19 protein-coding genes are annotated in these 20,856 nt (G+C 57.2%); 9 read left to right on the top strand and 10 right to left on the bottom strand.

The window, feature by feature from the left end; translation table 11 throughout:
• Nucleotides 1-85: 85 nt before the first annotated feature.
• The gene (locus AC2FLX_RS03385) at nt 86-691 is read left to right on the top strand and encodes an alpha-ketoglutarate-dependent dioxygenase AlkB family protein (protein ID WP_480750101.1); all 606 of its coding nucleotides are present in this window, start codon (nt 86-88) and stop codon (nt 689-691) included.
• Here the strand turns inward: AC2FLX_RS03385 and AC2FLX_RS03380 are convergent, their stop codons facing one another.
• On the bottom strand, nt 692-1,513 hold the full coding sequence (locus AC2FLX_RS03380) for an ABC transporter permease (RefSeq protein WP_496811297.1): 822 nt from the start codon (nt 1,511-1,513) through the stop codon (nt 692-694). It abuts the gene before it with no gap.
• Between the two features lie 121 nt (nt 1,514-1,634).
• Here AC2FLX_RS03380 and cysQ point away from each other — a divergent pair, with 121 nt between their 5' ends.
• From cysQ to AC2FLX_RS03345, 7 genes are all read left to right on the top strand, one after another.
• The gene (gene cysQ / locus AC2FLX_RS03375; protein ID WP_496811298.1) at nt 1,635-2,432 is read left to right on the top strand and encodes a 3'(2'),5'-bisphosphate nucleotidase CysQ; all 798 of its coding nucleotides are present in this window, start codon (nt 1,635-1,637) and stop codon (nt 2,430-2,432) included.
• The gene (locus tag AC2FLX_RS03370) at nt 2,432-3,232 is read left to right on the top strand and encodes a 3-deoxy-manno-octulosonate cytidylyltransferase (RefSeq protein WP_496811299.1); all 801 of its coding nucleotides are present in this window, start codon (nt 2,432-2,434) and stop codon (nt 3,230-3,232) included. The genes cysQ and AC2FLX_RS03370 overlap by 1 nt, the downstream gene beginning before the upstream one ends.
• A 40-nt stretch (nt 3,233-3,272) precedes the next feature.
• Nucleotides 3,273-4,256 carry a UDP-glucose 4-epimerase GalE gene (gene galE, locus AC2FLX_RS03365; protein WP_480750098.1) on the top strand — a complete coding sequence of 328 codons (984 nt, stop codon included), beginning with the start codon at nt 3,273-3,275 and terminating at the stop codon, nt 4,254-4,256.
• A gap of 7 nt (nt 4,257-4,263) precedes the next feature.
• Nucleotides 4,264-5,298: a glycosyltransferase family 2 protein gene (locus AC2FLX_RS03360; protein ID WP_496811300.1), complete on the top strand. Its 1,035-nt coding sequence runs from the start codon at nt 4,264-4,266 to the stop codon at nt 5,296-5,298.
• A gap of 207 nt (nt 5,299-5,505) precedes the next feature.
• Nucleotides 5,506-6,492 (top strand): glycosyltransferase family 2 protein, encoded by a 987-nt coding sequence (locus AC2FLX_RS03355; protein ID WP_496745535.1) that lies wholly within the window; start codon nt 5,506-5,508, stop codon nt 6,490-6,492.
• On the top strand, nt 6,489-8,189 hold the full coding sequence (locus AC2FLX_RS03350) for a DUF5927 domain-containing protein (protein ID WP_496811301.1): 1,701 nt from the start codon (nt 6,489-6,491) through the stop codon (nt 8,187-8,189). Before AC2FLX_RS03355 ends, AC2FLX_RS03350 begins: the two co-directional genes overlap by 4 nt.
• A gap of 6 nt (nt 8,190-8,195) precedes the next feature.
• A complete protein-coding gene (locus AC2FLX_RS03345; RefSeq protein WP_496811302.1) occupies nt 8,196-9,629 on the top strand; it encodes a sulfotransferase family 2 domain-containing protein in 1,434 nt (477 codons plus the stop codon).
• Nucleotides 9,630-9,637: 8 nt separating this feature from the next.
• On the opposite strand, the gene AC2FLX_RS03340 is transcribed toward AC2FLX_RS03345, so the two are convergent.
• The 8 genes from AC2FLX_RS03340 to hslO form a co-directional block, all read right to left on the bottom strand.
• Nucleotides 9,638-10,156 carry a L,D-transpeptidase family protein gene (locus AC2FLX_RS03340; protein ID WP_496745523.1) on the bottom strand — a complete coding sequence of 173 codons (519 nt, stop codon included), beginning with the start codon at nt 10,154-10,156 and terminating at the stop codon, nt 9,638-9,640.
• Between the two features lie 63 nt (nt 10,157-10,219).
• The gene (locus AC2FLX_RS03335; RefSeq protein ID WP_496811303.1) at nt 10,220-11,029 is read right to left on the bottom strand and encodes an ion transporter; all 810 of its coding nucleotides are present in this window, start codon (nt 11,027-11,029) and stop codon (nt 10,220-10,222) included.
• Nucleotides 11,026-12,258, bottom strand: coding sequence for a class I SAM-dependent RNA methyltransferase (locus tag AC2FLX_RS03330; protein ID WP_496811304.1), 1,233 nt, complete (start codon nt 12,256-12,258; stop codon nt 11,026-11,028). Before AC2FLX_RS03330 ends, AC2FLX_RS03335 begins: the two co-directional genes overlap by 4 nt.
• Nucleotides 12,259-12,297: 39 nt before the next feature.
• Entirely contained in the window at nt 12,298-14,130 is a 1,833-nt protein-coding gene (locus AC2FLX_RS03325; protein WP_496811305.1) for an ABC transporter ATP-binding protein, read from the bottom strand.
• Nucleotides 14,127-15,965 (bottom strand): ABC transporter ATP-binding protein, encoded by a 1,839-nt coding sequence (locus tag AC2FLX_RS03320; RefSeq protein WP_496811306.1) that lies wholly within the window; start codon nt 15,963-15,965, stop codon nt 14,127-14,129. Before AC2FLX_RS03320 ends, AC2FLX_RS03325 begins: the two co-directional genes overlap by 4 nt.
• A 185-nt stretch (nt 15,966-16,150) precedes the next feature.
• A complete protein-coding gene (locus AC2FLX_RS03315; protein WP_480750089.1) occupies nt 16,151-17,311 on the bottom strand; it encodes a CCA tRNA nucleotidyltransferase in 1,161 nt (386 codons plus the stop codon).
• Nucleotides 17,308-17,904 (bottom strand): CoA pyrophosphatase, encoded by a 597-nt coding sequence (locus tag AC2FLX_RS03310; protein ID WP_480750088.1) that lies wholly within the window; start codon nt 17,902-17,904, stop codon nt 17,308-17,310. Before AC2FLX_RS03310 ends, AC2FLX_RS03315 begins: the two co-directional genes overlap by 4 nt.
• The gene (gene hslO, locus AC2FLX_RS03305; RefSeq protein WP_480750087.1) at nt 17,897-18,883 is read right to left on the bottom strand and encodes an Hsp33 family molecular chaperone HslO; all 987 of its coding nucleotides are present in this window, start codon (nt 18,881-18,883) and stop codon (nt 17,897-17,899) included. The genes AC2FLX_RS03310 and hslO overlap by 8 nt, the downstream gene beginning before the upstream one ends.
• A 76-nt stretch (nt 18,884-18,959) precedes the next feature.
• Here hslO and AC2FLX_RS03300 point away from each other — a divergent pair, with 76 nt between their 5' ends.
• Nucleotides 18,960-19,403 (top strand): NUDIX hydrolase, encoded by a 444-nt coding sequence (locus AC2FLX_RS03300; protein ID WP_480750086.1) that lies wholly within the window; start codon nt 18,960-18,962, stop codon nt 19,401-19,403.
• Between the two features lie 80 nt (nt 19,404-19,483).
• Here the strand turns inward: AC2FLX_RS03300 and AC2FLX_RS03295 are convergent, their stop codons facing one another.
• The gene (locus tag AC2FLX_RS03295; RefSeq protein WP_496811103.1) at nt 19,484-20,764 is read right to left on the bottom strand and encodes a PP2C family protein-serine/threonine phosphatase; all 1,281 of its coding nucleotides are present in this window, start codon (nt 20,762-20,764) and stop codon (nt 19,484-19,486) included.
• Nucleotides 20,765-20,856: the final 92 nt, after the last annotated feature.

Below are 20,856 nucleotides of genomic sequence, written 5' to 3'. Positions count from 1 at the left end.
GAGGCCTGCAAGCATGGTAAATCGCAGGTTTTCAGGAATCTTGGACCTTTTTGGCAACGATTTGGTAAGGAACGGACGTTTACCCATGACTCGGTTGATACTGCGCGGCTTCGACATTCGAAAAGGGTATCTCGATTCCGCTCGCCAGAACCGCTTGATCGAGGTTCTACGCCCGGTACTCAAGCTGGCGCCGCTGGTGCGCCCAACAACACCCTCAGGAAGGGAAATGTCGGTGCGCATGACCTCGGCAGGGATTCTTGGATGGGTAACGGACAGACAAGGATATCGGTATCAGGACAAGCATCCTAGTGGTGTGCCATGGCCCGCGATCCCTGACGAGATCCTGAATATCTGGCGCAGTGTATCGGGTGCGAGCCGCCTGCCTGATTGTTGCCTGATCAATTACTATGGAGATGGCAGCCGTATGAGCCTGCATCAGGACAAAGACGAGGCCGATTTTTCCTGGCCCGTGGTGTCCGTTTCTCTCGGCGACGATGCGCTGTTCAGGATCGGGAATGCCACCCGCGGCGGAAAGACCGAGTCGATCTGGCTGAACTCAGGTGACGTTGTGACCATGGCTGGCCCGGCACGACTGACCTACCATGGCGTCGATCGGATCAGATTCGGATCATCGAAACTATTGCCAAAGGGCGGGCGGCTGAACCTGACCCTACGGGTGGCCGGAGACTAGTCAGCGGCGCGCAAACCAGCTGGCCGAAACATGGCGGCGGGTATAAAATTCACCCATCAGACCCAGCATGATCAGTACTATGCCGACCCATAACGCGTATTCCCAACTGCTGTTACGTGGAAAATAGTTCTGAAACACAAAACCGCGGCACTGATCGATGGCGTGAAACAACGGATTCCAGTCGAACATGGCAAGCATCGTCGGCGGCAGCATGTTCGCCACAAACATTTTGCCTGATGCGATCATGTTGGCCCGTTGATAGATCGTGGCCATAATCGAAACCGCCGCCGGCGCCCATGGCTTGATTGCCAGAAACACCAGACCGACACCACATCCGGTGAACCACGCCAGCAACAGCATGCCGAAGCCTCCGACCGGATCAGAGATCACCAGCGGTTTATAAGCGACCTGATAGATGAACAGGATCACAAATAGGGTCAAAAGCTGTGTATATAGCGCTCCGAACGCGGCCGAGGCAATCGCTACTAGCGTATTCATCGGCGCGTGCTTCATCATCGGACTGTTCGCGCCCGCCGCCCCCGACACCGCCCCCACTGCCTTGACGTGGCACATGAACAGAAAAATGCCGGACATGATGTACAGCAAAAAGTCACCGCGCACGGACATACGCCGAATGCCCAAGAGCGTGAACATGGCATAAAACACGCCGACAAACACCATTGCCTGTAGAATGTTGAGGCCCAAAGCAACCCATGCATTGTTGTGCTTGGATCTGACATGACGGACCACCTCATGAAAGGTGATCTCGGCCATCGTGACGGCCCCACCCACCAGGGTCTTGTTCTGTCTATAGCGAAACACCCGACCGTCCTTATTGCTTCATTGCCTGAAAACTGACACGGAAATCTTGCCGATCCGTTTTCATCGCAGCATAAGGTCGGCAATGCGTTAGTTCAACAAATCACAGGATCGGAGCTTTTTTGTGACTTACGAAGACCTAATTCCGATAATCCGGCGGCTTGCGCTGGAAGCAGGCGACAAGATCATGGAAATATACAACGCCGATGATTTCGACGTGAAGGTCAAATCCGATGCCAGTCCTGTAACCGAAGCGGACGAAGCAGCAGACGCGCTGATCTCGACCGGCTTGCGCGCCGCATTCCCAGATATCCTGCTGATAACCGAAGAGCAGGCCGCCTCGCATTCGCAGTCCGGCGAAACGTTTCTGATCGTCGACCCACTGGACGGGACCAAAGAATTCATCAACCGGCGTGGGGACTTCACTGTCAACATCGCTTTGGTGGAAAACGGCATACCCACTCGCGGAGTGGTTTACGCTCCGGCAAAAGGGCGCATGTTCTATACTCGGCCCGACGGTCAATCGGTGGAGGAAACGGGCGCTCTAGACAAGGTTGCGTCCGGCAATCTGAACCCGATATCTGTCTCTAAACCGGATAATTCTGCCCTTTTGGTGGTCGCGTCGAAATCGCACCGAGATCAAGCAACCGACGATTACATCGGCAAATACAAAGTACGGGACAGCAAGAGCGCCGGTTCCTCGCTGAAATTCTGTCTGGTCGCGACTGGCGAGGCCGATCTCTATCCACGTGTTGGCCGCACGATGGAATGGGATACCGCCGCCGGCCATGCCGTGCTGGCTGGTGCGGGGGGTAAGGTGGTTCGTTTTGACGATCATTCGCCGCTGACCTACGGCAAAGAAGGCTATGCCAACCCGTTCTTTATCGCCTACGCTCCGGGTGTTGAGCTGAAGGAGGCCTGATGTCCGTTCTGATCGCCATACCCGCCCGCTATGCTTCGACCCGCTATCCCGGCAAGCCGCTGGTGCCACTGACCGGGGCAACAGGGAGTTCGATGACCCTGATTGAACGATCCTGGCGGGCGGCAACCGCCGTGTCGGGCGTGGACCGTGTGGTTGTAGCAACCGATGACGACCGCATCCGCGAAGTGGCGGAAGGGTTCGGGGCTGAGGTGGTGATGACCTCGGAAACTTGCGGCAACGGAACCGAACGCTGTGCCGAGGCCCATGACAGTCTGGGTGGCGGGTTTGACATCGTTGTCAACCTGCAAGGCGATGCCCCTCTGACCCCTCATTGGTTCGTCGAAGATCTTGTCGCCGGTTTGCGGGCGTCACCCGATGCGGGTGTCGCCACTCCGGTTTTGCGGTGTGACGCAGCTGCGCTGAACAGTCTGCTGAATGACCGAAGGAACGGACGTGTCGGCGGAACGACTGCCGTCTTCGCTGCCGACCACAGCGCCATGTACTTCTCCAAAGAGGTGATCCCGCACACCTCCGAGATCTACCATGACGCCGAAGATACACCAGTTTTTCACCACGTTGGCGTCTATGCCTATCGCCCCGACGCGCTGCGCGCCTACCCCACCTGGCCCACTGGCCCGCTTGAACAGCTCGAAGGGCTCGAACAGCTTCGTTTCATGGAAAATGGCCGCAAGGTTCTTTGCGTCGAAGTCGAAGCCAAAGGCCGGCAGTTCTGGGAACTCAACAACCCACAGGACGTGCCCAAGATCGAAGAAATGATGACGGCCATGGGGCTGGAGTAAACAGGAAACCGGCTAAACCAGGAGAAAAGAGCAGCTTATCATGACCAACATCCTCGTGACCGGTGGCGCTGGCTATATTGGCTCTCATGCTTGCAAGGCGCTAAGGCAGGCCGGGTATACGCCCGTCACCTATGACAACCTGATCACCGGTTGGCAGGATGCGGTCAAGTTTGGGCCATTCGTGCAGGGCGACCTGCTGGATCGTGCTCAGCTTGACGAGGTATTCGCCCAATACCAACCCGCCGCAGTCATGCATTTCGCCGCCCTAAGCCAGGTGGGCGAGGCAATGTCGAAACCGGGAAAATACTGGACCAACAACGTCAACGGGTCACTGTCACTGATCGAGGCGGCCGTGGCGGCTGGTTGCCTGAACTTCGTCTTCTCTTCGACCTGCGCCACTTATGGCGAGCATGACAACGTTGTGCTGGATGAGGCCACACCGCAATTGCCGCTGAACGCCTATGGCGCCTCGAAACGCGCGATTGAAGACATCCTGCGCGATTTCGAAGCCGCGCATGGGTTGAAGCACGTCATATTTCGATATTTCAACGTGGCAGGTGCCGACCCCGACTGCGAGGTGGGCGAGTTCCACCGTCCCGAAACCCATCTGGTGCCATTGATGCTGGATGCAATCGACGGCAAATGTGACGCGCTAACCGTGTTCGGCACCGATTACGACACACCCGACGGCACCTGCATCCGCGACTTTGTGCATGTCTGCGATCTGGTGGATGCTCATGTTCTGGGGCTGAAATGGTTGCAACAGGGAAAAGGCAGCCGGGTATTCAACTTGGGAACCGGATCGGGGTTCTCGGTCATGGAAGTGATCAAGCATTCGAAATCTGTCACCAACCGCGAAGTGCCCTTCAACATTGGCCCACGCCGCGCGGGAGATTGCACCAAGCTGGTTTCCGGCTCGACTAGGGCCGAGGTCGAACTTGGCTGGACACCGAAAAGGTCAATGTTAGAGACTATGATCGCCGATGCCTGGCGCTGGCATCAGAATGGCCACTACAAACGGTAACCCTACGATGTCTGCCGCTGATAGCCCAGAACATCCAGGGTGGCTCCGCGCTTATAAGCTGCTCTGGAAACGACGACGCTTGCTGTGGCGCTCGTTTCGCAGCCGGCACCAACTCAAGACACTTTCGAACCGCACAACGCAAATCAGACTTGGCGACATTCTAGCGGTCACGACACTGCGCAACGAAGTTGCGCGCCTGCCCTGGTTCTTCGAGCACTATCGCCGGATTGGCGTCGACCACTTTCTGATGATCGATAATGGCAGTGACGATGGCAGCGACGAATGGCTTCTCGAACAACCCGACGTATCTCTATGGCAAACCTACGCCAGTTATCGCGCCGCGCGCTTTGGGCTGGATTGGATGACCTGGCTGCAGATGCGGTACGGGCACAATCACTGGATGCTGATGATCGATGCGGACGAGTTGTTGATTTATGCCCATCACCAGTCCCGGTCGCTGCACGATCTAACCAGTTGGTTGGAAACCTCGGGCCAACATGTTTTTGGCGCGCACCTGCTGGACCTTTATCCCAAAGGCAGTCTGAGCCAACCAAACTATATGTCTGGCGCGGACCCCATGAAAGAGCTTTGCTGGTTCGACGCCAGCCCCTATCGCAGTCAACGCCAACAGCCGCTGGGCAATCTTTGGGTTCAGGGAGGAATGCGAGAGCGCGCCTTTTTTAGCGACAATCCGCGTCGGTCTCCGACCCTGAACAAGATACCTTTGGTAAAGTGGTCCCGGCGGTATGCCTATGTCAATTCTTGCCACTCGGCCCTGCCCCGCAGGTTGAACTTTACCTATGACGGCCCCGAAGGAAAATCGCCCTCGGGTGTTTTGCTGCACACGAAATTCCTTCCGGAAATTGTCTGGAAATCGACCGTCGAAAAGTTGCGTGGTCAACATTTTCACAACCCCGACCTTTTCGATCACTATTACGATGGGATCGCTCAGGACCCGAGTTTATGGACCCATTCTTCAACTCGCTTGCGAGACTGGCAGCAATTGGAAGAATTGGGTTTGATGTCCTCAGGTGGATGGTAAAATGAATCGACCTACAACCATAAAGAGAACGACGCGTGGCTGAAATGTCAGCCCAGGCATAACCTTTTCTAAATTCATTGATCGCATGAAGGAAAAGGTGACATAACACTGCAAATGTCCGGATCGCTCAAATCCCGGACTTTCGCCTGAACATGCTCGCGTATGTAATAGTTGGATGGACGCGTGAGTTTATTGGACTCTTATCGCATGAGGTTGCGGCGCAAGCGCCGGGTTTTGCGCTGCCTTCGCAAGTCCCGAGAATTGGCGCCCATCCGAAACAACACATCCAACATTCGCCCCGGTGCGGTGCTGTTGGCCAGTGTGGTCCGGAACGAAAAAATCCGGCTCCCATATTTCCTGAAATACTACCGCAGCCTTGGGATCGATCATTTCCTGTTCGTCGATAATGACAGTGATGACGGCACTGCCAAGTTCCTTTCCGAACAACCGGACGTGTCACTCTGGCACACGTCCAGCAGCTACAAGAGCGCCACGTTTGGCGTGGATTGGATAAACTATCTGCTTCGCACTTATGCCCGCGAACACTGGGCTTTGACGGTCGACCCGGATGAGTTTTTTGTCTACCCCTTCTGCGATTCGCGCCCCATCCGCGCCCTGACTGATTGGCTGGACAACAGCGCGATCCGCAGCTTCAGCGCCATGCTGATTGACGTCTATCCCAAAGGTCCCATCAACCAGACGCCGTATACCGAAGGGCAGAACCCGCTGGAAATTGCCAACTGGTTCGACCCCGGTAACTATACAATCTCCAAAAACCCCCAGTATGGAAATCTGTGGATCCAGGGAGGTCCCCGCGCCCGGACGTTTTTTGCGGACACTCCAAGAAAAGCGCCCGCACTGAACAAGATACCGCTGGTCAAGTGGTCAAGACGGAACACCTACGTCAGTTCCACTCATTCCCTTATGCCCCGCGGCCTGAATCAGGTTTATGATGACTGGGGCGGAGAAAAGCCAAGTGGCGCGCTGCTGCACGCCAAATTGATCGATACATTCGGCGCCAAGGCGCAGGAGGAGTTGCAACGCGGACAACACTATGCCGAATCCAGCGAATACAAGCGCTATGCCACAGACCCGCTAGGCCAGACAGATTTCTGGTGTCAATGGTCCGAGAAATATATCAACTGGCGTCAGCTTGAGATTTTGGGCCTCATGTCCAAAGGAAACTGGGCATGAGTTCACTGGGTGTCATCATGCTGGTTCACACCGATCTCGACCGCGCCGAGCAGGTCGCGCGGCACTGGACGGCTTCCGGTTGTCCTGTTGTCATTCATGTCGACAAGAAAGTCCCATCCGAGTTTTATAGTCGGTTTGCAACGTCCTGCGCCAATGACCCTCTGATCTCCTTTTCCAAACGCCATCTTTGCGAATGGGGCGGATGGGGCATCGTCGCGGCCTCGCAATCAGCTGCGGAACTGATGCTGTCGCAAAATCTGGACGTGAGCCATATCTACCTGGCGTCGGGCGCCTGCCTACCATTACGACCGGTCTCCGAACTGATCGACTATTTGGCGACCCGCCCCAGAACCGATTTCATCGAAAGTGCAACCACCGCCGATGTACCCTGGACTGTTGGCGGGTTGGAATCCGAGCGGTTCACTCTGCGATTTCCGTTTTCTTGGAAAAAACAGCGCCGACTATTCGACAGCTACGTTAATCTGCAGCGCCGCCTGAAAATCCGGCGCAACATTCCGGATGGTCTGACACCACACATGGGCAGCCAGTGGTGGTGTCTGACACGTCAAACCTTGTCCGCCATCCTTCAAGATCCAGGCCGCAAGATCCACGACCGGTATTTTCGCAAGGTCTGGATTCCGGATGAAAGCTATTTCCAAACTCTGGCCCGGGTGTATTCATCCAATATCGAAAGTAGGTCGCTGACGTTGTCCAAGTTCGATTACCAAGGCAAGCCGCACGTCTTCTATGACGATCACCTGCAACTGCTACGCCGGTCGGACTGCTTTGTCGCCCGCAAAATCTGGCCGCACGCCAATCGGCTGTATCAGGCATTTCTGACCGATCAGACAAATGCCATGAAGCCCGCAGAACCCAACCCTGGTAAGATCGACCGGGTTTTTGTCAAAGCGGTCGAGCGCCGGACGCGCGGGCGCAGCGGGCTTTACATGCAAAGCCGCTTTCCACATCCTGGGCGCGAAAACGGGATGACGGCTGGTCCATATTCAGTGTTTCAGGGGTTTTCGGATGTGTTCGAAGATTTCGAAAACTGGCTCGCCAAAGTGACCGGCGCCCGAGTACATGGTCATCTTTATGATCCTGACCACGCGGAATTCGCGGACCGCGAAACTATCATTAACGGCGCATTAACTAACAGTGCCGCCCAGCGCGACTATAATCCCACCGCATTCCTAACAAACCTGATCTGGAACACCCGAGGGGAATACCAGTGTTTTCAATTCGGCCCAGCCGACAACCAGAAGATCAACCCCTTCATCGCACGTGACAAGAACGCCCAGGTTTCGATCATATCCGGTGCATGGGCGGTGCCCTTGTTCAAATCAAATCGGGATTTCGCCGATTTGCGCAAAGAGGCGGCCAGATTACAGCAGATCGAAAGCAAGCAGTTGGATCTTCTGCGGGAAAATAACGTCAAGGCACGTGTTCGCATTTGGACAATGGCAGAATTCGTGGAATCGCCGATGGAACCTCTGCAAATGCTTGTTGACGAAATTGGTCATTCCAACCGCCGACATTTGTCTCAAGCGCCAACCATGACCGATCTCACCGGGTTTGGGCGGTTCCTGCAAAACCTCAAGAACCAAGGGATGCATCCTTATCTGATGGGCGATTTCCCGGTCGATCATCATCCGACACCCTCATCCATGCCCGCCAAAAAACCCTATCTGGTACAGTAGTCCGGTATGAACGCCAAATTCGATTACTTTGTCGTATTCGCTGAAATGCGGACCGGCTCCAATTTTCTCGAATCCAATCTGAACACGGTGGATGGGCTGCACTGCCATGGCGAAGCGTTCAATCCGCATTTCATCGGCTATCCGAACCGCGAAAATATTCTTGGGATCACGCAGGAAATGCGCGACGAAAACCCCTTGTCACTGATCGAAGCGGTAAAAAAAGCGCCCGGCAAGTTGAATGGGTTCCGGTTTTTTCACGACCACGATTCAAGGGTACTGGACTTGACTCTGCCCGACCTACATTGCGCCAAGATCATCCTGACCCGCAATCCGTTGGACAGCTACGTTTCCTGGAAAATCGCACGCGAGACCGGCCAGTGGAAGCTGACCAATGCCAAACGCCGCAAGGATGCCAAAGCGAATTTCGACACCGATGAGTTCACGCGGCGTGTTCATGACTTGCAGGCCTTTCAGGTTTTTCTGCTGAACAGCATGCAACGCAGCGGCCAATCCGCGTTTTATCTTGACTACGAAGATCTGCAGGATGTCGAGGTCATCAATGGGTTGGTGCATTGGCTGGGCCTTGATTCCCGGATCGACAAATTAGATGACGGTCTCAAACGGCAAAATCCGGGGCAAGTATCCGACAAGGTTGCCAATCCCGAAGTCATGTCAAAAGCTGTCGCCGACCTCGACATCTTCAACCTGTCCTGGACGCCGAGCTTCGAGCCGCGTCGCGGCCCGGCAGTTCCAAGCTACGTCGCCGGGTTGCATACGCCTTTGATGTTCCAGCCCGTCAAGTGCGGCCTGGAAGATGATGTGGCAAAATGGCTGGCCGATCTGGATGGTGTCACGGTTCCGGATCTTCAACACGGAATGACGCAGAAAAACGCGCGACAGTGGATGCGTGAACACCCCGGTCACCGACGATTTACGATCCTGCGTCACCCTCTGGCGCGCGCGCACACTGCATTTTGCCGCCACATTCTGCCCAACGGTCCGGGTAGCTACAGCCAAATCCGCAACACGCTGCGCCGAAGGTTTCAGCTACCAATTCCTGCAGACGGCCCAGGAAAGGGGTATACCGTCACGCGACACCGAGAAGCATTTGAAGCGTTTCTTCGGTTTTTGCAACTGAACTTGGCCGGTCAGACAGGGATCCGTTTGGACGGAAGCTGGAGCCCACAATCCAGCGTGCTGACCGCTCTCTCCGGCTTTGCCCCACCCGATCACGTGATCCGGGAAACTGAAGCTTCCAAAGCCCTGCCCGCGCTTGCCCGACATCTCGGACACCCGAACCCACCTCCCATTCCTCAGGGCACCACTGACACACCCTACGGTTTGTCAGACATTTACGACGCCGACCTAGAGGCGCTGGCACAAGACCTGTACCAGCGCGACTTTCTGCTTTTCGGATTCGAACCTTTCAGGCCGGTCTGAGCACCGCCTCAGGGCCGCAAGGTGATAATTGTACCCTCGTTGACCATGGCATAGATCTCTTCGATCTCTTCGTTGGTTACGGCGATGCATCCGGCAGTCCAATCATCCGTCTTGCGAGCGCGCTGACGGTCGCTTTTCGTTTGCGGCTCGCCATGAATGAAAATGTCACCGCCCGGATCAACTCCCGCCGCCTTGGCCAGCGCTACGTCCTGCGAGTTCGGATAGGAAATTCCAATCGACAGGTGGTACCTGCTGCGGGGGTTGCGCCGGTCGATCAGATAGGTTCCCTCGGGCGTCTTGCCATCGCCCTTGATGGCCTTGTGCCCATCCGGGGCGAAACCAAGACCGACCTTGTATTCCTTCAGGATCTGCTCGTTGTGCAACAGATAGAGTTTTCTCGCACTTTTATTGACGACCAGAGATGTTACCTCAGGCCCATGATAGGTGCGAAATTTCGATGGAGACGCGCCACACGCTGAAACACCCAACGTTGCCAATGCGCCCAATCCAAATGCTCGACGGTCCATTGTTTCACTGCCTGCTCTTTTTTGTTTTGTCATCCATTATGCCACAAAAGCCAAAATCCAAAATCACTTTTTTGTCGGGTTTTGGCTTGTGATCAGCTGTTCTATCGCCTCCAGCCGTTCCAGCACCTCGTCACGGTAGGCGTCGGTTCTCTCTTCATCCTCGGCGTGATGGGCATCCTGCATTGAATTTACGATCAGGCCGACCAGCAGGTTCACCACCGCGAAAGTCGTCACCATGATGAATGGCACAAAGAACACCCAGGCATACGGATAAACCTCCATCACCGGGCGAACGATTCCCATCGACCAGCTTTCCAGCGTCATGATCTGGAAAAGCGTATAGGCCGACAGACCCAGATCACCGAACCAGTCCGGAAAGGAATTGGCGAACAGCTTGGTTGCTATCACTGCACCGATATAAAAGATAATCGCCATCAATAAGAACACACTGGCCATGCCGGGAAGCGCCTTGATGAATCCTTCGACAACGCGGCGCAGGCTTGGCGCTACGGATATGACCCGAAGAACCCGCAAAATCCGCAAGGATCGTAACACCGACAAACCCTGCGCTCCTGGTATCAGGGCGATGCTGACGATGGTGAAATCGAAAAGGTTCCACCCATTCAGAAAAAACCGTCGCCCGCGTGCTGCAAGCTTCATTGCGATTTCGAAGATGAAAACCCCAAGGCACAGCGCATCCAGCGTTTCGATTAACGGGCCGAACCGCTCCATCAGGCTAGGCGCGGTTTCCATCCCCAAAAGGATGGCATTGAAAATGATCACAGCGGTGATGAACCGCCCGAATCCGGGCGCGCTTGTGAATGCGTCCAAACGCTGACGAAACCCGATGGTGTCACTTTCCAGACTGCTCATGTTCCTGCCTCTTTCAGTTTGAAGGACGCCGCAAGTTCCACATGCGCCGACCATCTGAATTGGTCTACAACCTGCACCCATTCCAATACATACCCAGCGCTTTTCAATGTTTTTGCATCGCGTGCAAAGGTCACCGGGTTGCACGAAACGTAGGCCACGACCGGTGTCTTTGCCCTAGCGATTTCCGCCACTTGCGCCTCGGCTCCCGCACGAGGAGGGTCCAGAACGATGGCGTCGAACTTTGCCAGTTCATCAGGCATCAGGGGCCGACGGAACAGGTCACGTGCTTCGGTAGAGACTCTTTTCAAACCTAGCGTCTTACGCCAACCCTGATCCAGCGCCCGGATCATAGCGGCATCGCCCTCGACCGCGTGCACTTCGGCCTTCTGCGCCAAAGGCAAGGAAAAGGTCCCGCATCCCGCAAACAGATCGGCAACCTTTCCGGCATCCGCCAAGATGTCCTGCACCGCCTGCAACAAAACGTCCTGACCGTCCTTTGTCGCCTGCAGGAACGCACCGGGCGGCGGCACGACCGCAGCCGACCCGAAACTCTGTACGGGCGACACGCGCGTGGCAATGATTTCGTCATCCCACGTCAGCCGAGCCAAGCCGTGTTGTTCGGTCGCCTGCGCAAGTGCCAGTTCCAACGGGCCGTCCAGCGGCTTGCCGCCCCTGACTGCCACGTCCAATCCTGCTTCTGACAATGTCAGAGTCACGGCCAGCACACCCTTGCGACTACCGCCCAACACCGCAAGCGCCTCGGCAACAGGTATTGCTGTTATCAGCGTGGGGTCCAGAAGGTGGCAGTCCGGTATCCCGGTGATCACGTCCGAGGCCTGGCCATGAAACCCGGCCAGAGTTCCTTTCTTGGTCCGGCGCACAGCAATGACGGCCCGGCGGCGCGATCGCTCAGGCGACGTATGGATCGGCCGCATCGATACTTCTAGGCCCTGCGCCGCTAGCGCAGTGCGGACCACGCCAACCTTCCACTCGACCACAAATTCATCCGAGGCATGTTGCAACTGACACCCACCACAGGACTTGTAGTGGCTGCACAGCGGTTTGATACGGTAATCCGAAGGTGTCTCAATCCGGATATCCGTCAGGTGCGCCCCGGTCAGAACGCCGCTAACCACCTCACCGGGTAAGGTACGCGCGGCATAAACAGGGCCTGCGGCAATTCCGTCGCCCTGATGCCCAAGCCGCTGAATGGTGTATTCCTGTCTCATGCATGGCCTGATAGCGGGACGAGGGCGCAGGCAAAAGCCTTATTCTGCGGCTTCGGTTCGAATAAAACCGCCCGACTGACGATGCCAGAAACGGGCGTAAAGGCCGCCTTTAGTCAGCAGTACCTCATGCGTACCCGTTTCCACAATCCGTCCGTGATCCAGTACGATGATCCGATCCATTTCGCTAAGCGTCGACAGACGGTGCGCAATGGCCAGCACCGTCTTTCCTTCCATCACCCGGTGAAGCGCGGCCTGAATCGAGGCCTCGACTTCGGAATCAAGCGCGCTGGTGGCTTCGTCCAGCACCAGAATTGGCGCGTCCTTGAGAATGGCGCGCGCCAAAGCGATCCGTTGTCGCTGCCCGCCGCTCAGCTTTACACCGCGCTCGCCCAGATGCGCGTCATAACCTATGCGGCCCTGCGCATCCTGCAGATTCAGGATGAATTCATGAGCTTCGGCCTTTCGCGCCGCTGCGATCAACTCGTCTTCGCTTGCCTCGGGACGCCCGTATAAAATGTTGTCCCGAGCCGAGCGATTGAACATCGCAGTTTCCTGCGTGACCATGCCGATCTGGCGCCGCAAGCTGTCCTGCGTGACCGCGGATACATCTTGCCCGTCGATGCTGATATCGCCGGTTTCCCTGTCATAGAGCCGCAACAAAAGCGAAACCAGCGTGGATTTTCCGGCTCCGGACGCACCAACGATACCCAGTTTTTCACCCGGTGCGATCGTCAGCGTAAGATCCTGTACACCACCCTCTTCGCGCCCATAGGCAAAGGTCACATGGTCAAATTTGATCCGTCCGCCGGTTACGCCCAACTCGGTTGCGTTCGCTTCGTCCAGTATGCGCCTGCTGGCCGTCAGGGTTTTCATGCCGTTTTCGATTTCACCCACGTGCGCATACATGCCCATGAGCGTGAAACTGACCCACCCGGTCATCTGGGCGATACGGATCGACACGGCTCCCGCCGCCGCAATGTCACCCGCGCTTGCCGTGCCCGCTTGCCACAGCAAAAGCGTCGATCCCAAAAGCAACACCGGCAGAATTCCTGCCAGCGTCATCAGGATGAACCGGAAACTCGCCGATAGCCGCCCGAAATCGAGCGATCGTTCCCGCAGTTCGACCATCGATTTTCGCGCAGCCTGATCCTCGTTTTCAGCATGGGCGAACAGTTTGACCGTTTTGATGTTGGTGATCGTATCCACCACCTGCCCCGACACCATCGCGCGCGCACCCGCGCGCGCACCCGACCGTTTTCGGATGCGCGGCAAATACCAGCGAACCAACCCGAAATAGACAGTCAGCCACAAAACGAACGGCAACATTACCAACGGATGAATAGACCCTAATAAGGCTAATGATCCAACCAAGGAGGCCAGCGCAAACACCACGGCACTGATCGCGTCTGATACAACGGATGTCAGAGCGCTGGAGGTCTGCATCTGTTTCTGCGCAATTCGGCCCGCAAAATCATCGTCGAAATAAGTCACCGATTGCCCAAGCGTCCACCGGTTAAGCTTGGACAAAACGAGTGGCTGAATGTTGGGCATGACGACATAGTTGTTCAGCACCGACGATAGTCCAGCCACAGCTGGCCGGAGCAACATGAAAAACGCCGCCGCCCCGAGAATGGGTGCAACGTTGCTTACACTGAAGATGGCTTCGGGCCCGCTGTTGACCGCCGTGTCGACAACCCGGCCCAGTATCCAGGCCGTGGCCGCCTCCATCGCGCCACCTGCAGCCGAAAAGAAGGCCGCCAGAAACAGCGCGGGCCAAGCGCCCGCCAGACACCATCGGATGAACGCCCCCAGCGTTTGTGGTGGGGGCGTTTCCGTTTGTTGAAACGGTTCGATCAGGTCGGCAATTCTCATTCTGGAGCCTCGGGATTCAGGAAGCCGCCAGACTGTCGCGCCCAGAACTGAGCATAAAGCCCCCCCTGCGCCAGCAAGTCACTATGCGCCCCCTGCTCGACGATACGACCCCGGTCCAGCACCAGAATGCGGTCCATCTGCGCAATGGTGCTCAACCGGTGTGCAATCGCAATAACTGTCTTGCCCCGCATCATGCCGTAAAGCGTATCCTGAATCGCTGCCTCAACCTCTGAATCTAAGGCCGACGTCGCCTCATCCAAGAGAAGGATCGGCGCATCTTTCAGGATCACCCGCGCCAGCGTCACCCGCTGCCGCTGCCCTCCGCTCAGCTTGACGCCCCGCTCCCCCACATGCGCGTCATAGCCCTTGCGACCCTGCGGGTCTTCGAGATCAAGGATGAATTCATGCGCCTCGGCCTGCTTTGCCGCGGCGATAACCTCGGCCTCCGAGGCGTTTGGTTTGCCATAAAGAATGTTGTCACGCACCGACCGGTGCAACAACGCGCTGTCCTGTTGGACCATCCCGATATGGCGACGCAGACTGTCCTGCGTCACTTTCGCGATGTCCTGGCCGTCGATCAGAATTGCCCCCCGATCAGAGTCGTAGAACCGCAAAAGCAGCTTGACCAGCGTTGACTTTCCCGCCCCGGACCGCCCGATCAAACCGATCTTTTCACCCGGCTCGATGGTCAGGTTCAGACGGTCAAGCCCACCGGCCTCGCGTCCGTAATGATGCGATAGGTTCCGCAATTCGATCCGCCCGTCGCTTAGCTGCAACGGTCTGGCATCCCGTGCATCGACCAGCGCAATAGGTTGCGCAATCGTCTCCATCCCTTCGGCCACAACGCCAAGCTGGCGGAAAAAACTTGTCATTGCCCACATGACCCAACCGGTCATGGCGTTCAGGCGCAACGTCAGCGCCGCCGCCGCCGCAACCACCCCGACCGAGGCCTGCCCCTGCATCCACAGCGCAATGGCCCAGCCGACAACGCCCACAATCAGCAGGCCGTTGAGCGTCACCAGAACTGTATCCATCACGGTGAAAATCCGCATCTCGACCTGGAATGTGCGCCGCGTTTCCTCGATCGCCTCCCGCGCATAATCCAGTTCATGATCGTCATGCGCGAACATCTTGACTGAATGGATGTTGGTATAGCTGTCTACCACCCGCCCGGTCACAGTTGAACGTGCATCCGATGCCAATTTGGACGCAGGACCAACACGCCGGATCGTCCAGCGCACCAGAAACCCGTACAGAACAAACCAAATCAGCAATGGAACCATCAGCCGCACATCAGCCGCCATGAGCAGAATTGCCGCTCCGATTACATAGGCCAGTGAAAACGAGATCGCATCGAAAACCTGAAAGACCACCTCTCCTGCAGCAGGCGGCGTTTGCATGATCCTGTTGGCAATGCGTCCTGCAAAATCGTTTTCGAACCAGCCAACCGACTGCCGCAAGACGTGTTTGTGCGCCCTCCAACGGATCAGCGTGCCGTAGTTCGGCAGGATCGCATTGTTTAGCAGCAGCACATCAACCACATGCAGTAAGGGACGAAACAGCAAGATGAACGCACCGACGAGCAACAACTCGGTCCCGTGCGCATCCCAGACCTCGGTGGGCGTACCGCCCATCAGGTCTACAACCCGCCCCATGTAAAAGATCAGCACAACCTCGACCGCGGCCACGATCACCGACATCAGCGCCGCCAAAACAAACACCCGGCGGAACGGTTGCGAATAGTCGCGAAGGAAAGGCCATAGCTGCGTCGGCGGCACGTCCCTCTCGGCATAGGGAACAAATGGGTCAACGAGATCTTCGAAATATCGAAACATGGGCGGTGCTCCAATTGAGCCGTCAGATCAGAAATGCGAAACAAGGCAGTGTCGGAACACCACCCTCACGGGGTCGGTCGTTCCAGATTCAGGTGAACCAGATCCCGAAGTACATTCGCATTCCTCCATCCATGTGACAGGCGCACCCTAGCCGGAAAGATACCAGCCTGTCACCCCCTTAGGAACTATCGCGTCCGGGACAGTAACTCATCTCGCCCCAGCGTAAAACCTGAGTCGATCCAAACCGTCTCTAACTCGGCCAGTTTCGCGCCCAGCGCGGGGCCTTGGTAGTCAGGTATCAGATCCCGCGCCCTGATCGGAAACTGCGCATTCATTCCGGTTTTCAGCGCCTCATCCAGATCGGGTGTCCATGGCCGTTCCAGGAACGCGCATCTCAGCAGTAGGGCATTCATGCCGCCCTGCCACCCGTATCTGTACCCAAGTTCGGCCGGTGAAGCTGCATTTGTCGCCGCATCATGCATACGGGTCAGGCGCTGCATCTGCGCCTTGCTCAATCGCAGTGTCGACACCATCGCCTGTTGCCCCAGCCCCGCAAGACGCCTTACCGGATCTGGAGAAATCCCGGCCTGAGCTTCGATCGCCACGAGGGGCGCAAGCGCGCGATCATCCGCGCCAGGCAGCACGCGGCCCAAAACGCCAGTGATCCGCATTGCGGCAACCGAAGGCGCCGGATCGGGCGCAGCCAGAAGTTTCATCAATTCCGCTCCAACCCGCTCACGCGACAGCTTCTCCAAACCATCCAGAGCGCTTCCGATGGCCGACATTGCCTCGGGGTCGAAGCCCCCCTCCTCGTCGCCATACCAGGCATGAAACCGGAAATAGCGCAGAGAGCGCAAATAGTCCTCGCGAATACGATCCTCGGCTTTGCCAATAAATCTTACCCGTCGCGCCTGCAGGTCGCACAATCCTCCAAGCGGGTCGATAATGGTTCCATCGGGCCGCGCATAAAGCGCGTTCATGGTGAAATCGCGGCGTGCAGCGTCCTCTTCGACCGTATCGGAATAGGCCACTACAGCCCGGCGGCCATCAGTTTCCACGTCACGGCGAAAGGTGGTGACCTCATGTGGGATGCCGTTGCTTACCAGGGTCACGGTGCCGTGGTCGATACCGGTGGGAACCGCCTTGATCCCCGCAGCCTCTGCCAGGGCGACAACGCGTTCAGGCCTTGCGTCGGTGGCGATGTCGATATCGGCAACCGGCGCGCCCAGCAGAGCGTTGCGCACGCATCCCCCGACAAACAGGGCCTGTGCACCACCGCCAGTCAGCGCCGCACATACCTTTTGCGTTGCCGGATCATGCACCCACGCGTCAGTAATCCGCGTCATTCATTCACCCGTGCCGCCAGCCCCCGCAACATCCGTGCGGTTGCACCCCAGATGTAGTAGGGGCCGAACGGAACGGTGAAATAGTGCCGCCGCTGGCCCCGCCAACGCCGCGATTCTACAATGTAGTTCTGCGGATTCAACACATGGCTCAGCGGCACTGAAAACACCTCTTCAACCTCACCAGGCTCCGGAATCGGGTCGAACCCGCGCTCCAAAACCGCAACAACCGGAGTGACGGTGAACGACGTTACCGTTTCGTGCGCGGGCAGTTGCCCCAGAATACGCGGCAAATCGAGCGGCAACCCGATTTCTTCCTGCGCTTCTCGCAAGGCGGTGGCGGTGACGTCAACATCACCTTCATCCTGCTTGCCACCGGGAAAGGCGATCTGGCCGGGGTGATGCTTCAGGGCCGAAGACCGTTTCGTCAGGATTACGCGCGGGCCGTCGCCGATAAGAGACACAGGCACCAGAACTCCCGCAGGGCGCAACTTGCGCCCCTCAGGCAGAACCGTGTCCGGGTTCAAATCGAAATCGCTTGACCCGGGGCCCGGACGGCTAAGCGCCGCCAACAGCAGGTCGACCGCGTCACGCACCGGTATCCGGGTCCGCTTCGAAGCCGACCGTTGCAGGATCAAGCACATAATGCGCACCGCAAAACTGGCAATCTGCAGTCACAGTTCCTTCGGGCGTGGTCATCTTCGCGATATCCTTGGCCGAATAGATCGACAGGCTTTGCCGTACGCGTTCCTCGGAACAGGTACACCCGAACTTGACCGGTTGCGTGTCATAGACGCGCGGCTGTTCCTCGTGAAACAGGCGTACCAAAAGTTCGGTCGGCTGTACCGACGGGCCGATCAGCTCCAGATCTTCAACGGTATCGAGCAGGATGTTGACCCGGCTCCAGTTTTCACCCTCCTCGCCATCCACAAGGTCATCGGCACTCAGAATCTCACCCGACCCGCCGCCAGAGGCCACGAAGGGCGACGCCTTGGGCATGTGCTGCAACATGATCCCGCCGGCACGCCAATGTTCGTTCACGCCGGGCTCCATCGATCTGCCGAAACTCAGCGAGAAACGCGTCGGCAACTGCTCAGACTGGGCGAAGTAGGCCTCGGCGCAGGCGCTCAGCGAATCACCCGACAATGGCGTGATCCCCTGATAAGGCTGCGTACCTTTGCCCTGGTCGATCAGAATCGCGAAATACCCCTCGCCGACCTGATCGAAAGGCGCGCCCTCGCTCAGCCGATCACGGTCGAAACTGGCATAGGCCCGGATCTGCGCCGGTTCTCCCTCGATTTTCGGCGCATAGTAATCGGTCGCGATCATCCGCACTGGCCCCTTGGATTGCACCTGCAACGACAACTTCCAGCGCAGCGCGATGGTCTGCCCGATCAACGCGGTCAGCAAGGCCATCTCGGCCACCAGCGCTTCGACCTGAACGGGATAGTCGTGCTGCTTCAGAATGCCGTCCAACACCCCGTCCAGCCGGGCCACCCGACCACGCATGTCAGGCAGGTCAAGCTGAAAGGGCAGGACAGTGTCGTCCCACGCGATTTTCGTTCCAAGAGACATGGGGTTTCCTTAAACGCCGCAGGTTGGCATACCGCCACCATATAAGTCGAACTGATTTGGTTGAAAGGGGCCATACATGATCAGGCGTTTCGGTGAAACCCCCGAACCGGGCAGGACATACACCCGCCGCGTCGGGGTTTATGCCTTGTTGCCGCGTGGCAATGCACTGTTGTTGACCTGTCAGATGGAACCCGGCCCCGACCTGCAACTGCCGGGCGGCGGTATCGATCCCGGAGAATCGCCAATCACCGCCCTGCATCGCGAAGTCTATGAGGAAACCGGCTGGGTGATCGCGACGCCCAAACGCGTCGGCGCCTTTCGACGTTTCGCCTACATGCCGGAATACGACCTGTGGGCCGAAAAAATCTGTCTGATCTACCGCGCCCGCCCCGTGCGCCGCATGGGTCCGCCAACCGAATCGTTTCACGAGCCTTTGTGGATGGAGGCGGACGAAGCCTCCTACCGTCTGGGCAACGCTGGCGACCGCCATTTCGCCGACTGGCACGCTCAGGGTTTCTGACCGGCGGGTATTCTGCTGCATTCTGGTTTATTATACCCAGAGTCGATTTCCCGAAGGGCAAGAGAGGCTACGCCTGTTTCCTATGGTTGCGGTACGCCGTTATACTCAAAAAATGCGGCTGAAACATCGTCATCCAGTCCGTGCTCGGGCGACATGACCTGGGTCAACCTCCAGAACAGATCGTCCAAGAATTCCTGCCCGCTCAGATCCGACCCGCATTGCCGCACGAGATCCAGCAACCCTTCCGGCTCCAACATTCCGCCATTCTCCAGACGGCATTCCGTGAAGCCGTCCGAGTACAACAACAGCCTGTCACCGGGTTCCAGATAGGTTTCCACACGTTCATAGGTCACGTTCGGCAGCAACCCAATCGGAACGCCGCCTTCGCCAAGAAACTCTGCCTGTCCGTCGCGACGCAGCACCAGAGGATGCGGATGGCCCGCCTGGACCATCTTCAGATGGCCATTCCTGAGATCAATGATAGCATAGGCCATGGTGAAATACTCCTCGACCCCGGTATCAGCGATCAGACGGGAATTGAGGGTTGCAGCCACCTCCTCGGGCGGCAGCAACGCATAGAAACGGTCAAACCGCTTTTCCATCGCTACGTTCTGGTCAAAATAAGTACTGGACAGATAGCCGCCCAACCGGGCCGTCATCATCGCCGAAGTGATCCCGTGCCCGGACACGTCGATGCTGTAAAACCCCAACCGGTTCACCCCCGGAGAAAACACGCCCACCAGATCCCCACCAATATGACCGCAAGGTTTGAGCAACAGGCTGACGCGCGACGTGCCAAATTCGCGAGTCAGCTCAGGCACCAGTGACTCCTGTATCTTTCGGGCCTGAATCAGATCTTTGTCGATGGCATCATGCGCCAGCCGCAACTCGCCCAGCGCCTTTTCAATGATGCGGTTCTTTTCGGACAATTCCCGCTGCATGCCCAGGATGCGGGCTCCTGCAGAGATACGGGCGCGCAGCTCATCCGCGCACAGCGGCTTGATCAGGAAGTCATCCGCCCCTGCATCCAACCCCTGCGCCACTTCGTTCTTTTCGCTCTTTGAGGTCAACAGGATGAAATAGGCGTATTCCTCGTGCTCCAACGACCGGAACGCCTGACAAAACTCCAACCCGCTCATGCCGGGCATCACCCAGTCGCTGAGCACCAGATCGGGCGGGTTCTGGCGGCACACCGCGATCGCGGTTTCGCCACTGTCCGCCTCGATCACCTCGAAACCCCATTTTCTCAGAGAACCAACGAGAATGCGGCGTTGCAGGCGGCTGTCATCGACCACCAGAACCTTTCGAATTGCTCCGAATCCTTTCCCGGCCTGGGCTTCTGAATCCTTGATATTCAGCACCGAAAAAACCCCATTGCCTGCCTCAACTCGGATCGGGTTGAAACTAGGCGCCGCTATTTAACATATGATGAAACGCGATTGTGTCTGCGAAA

This window comes from Ruegeria sp. YKSF57, assembly GCF_059612585.1.
Note: the sequence above shows the minus strand (reverse complement) of the source record. Positions and strands in the feature narration are given on the sequence as shown.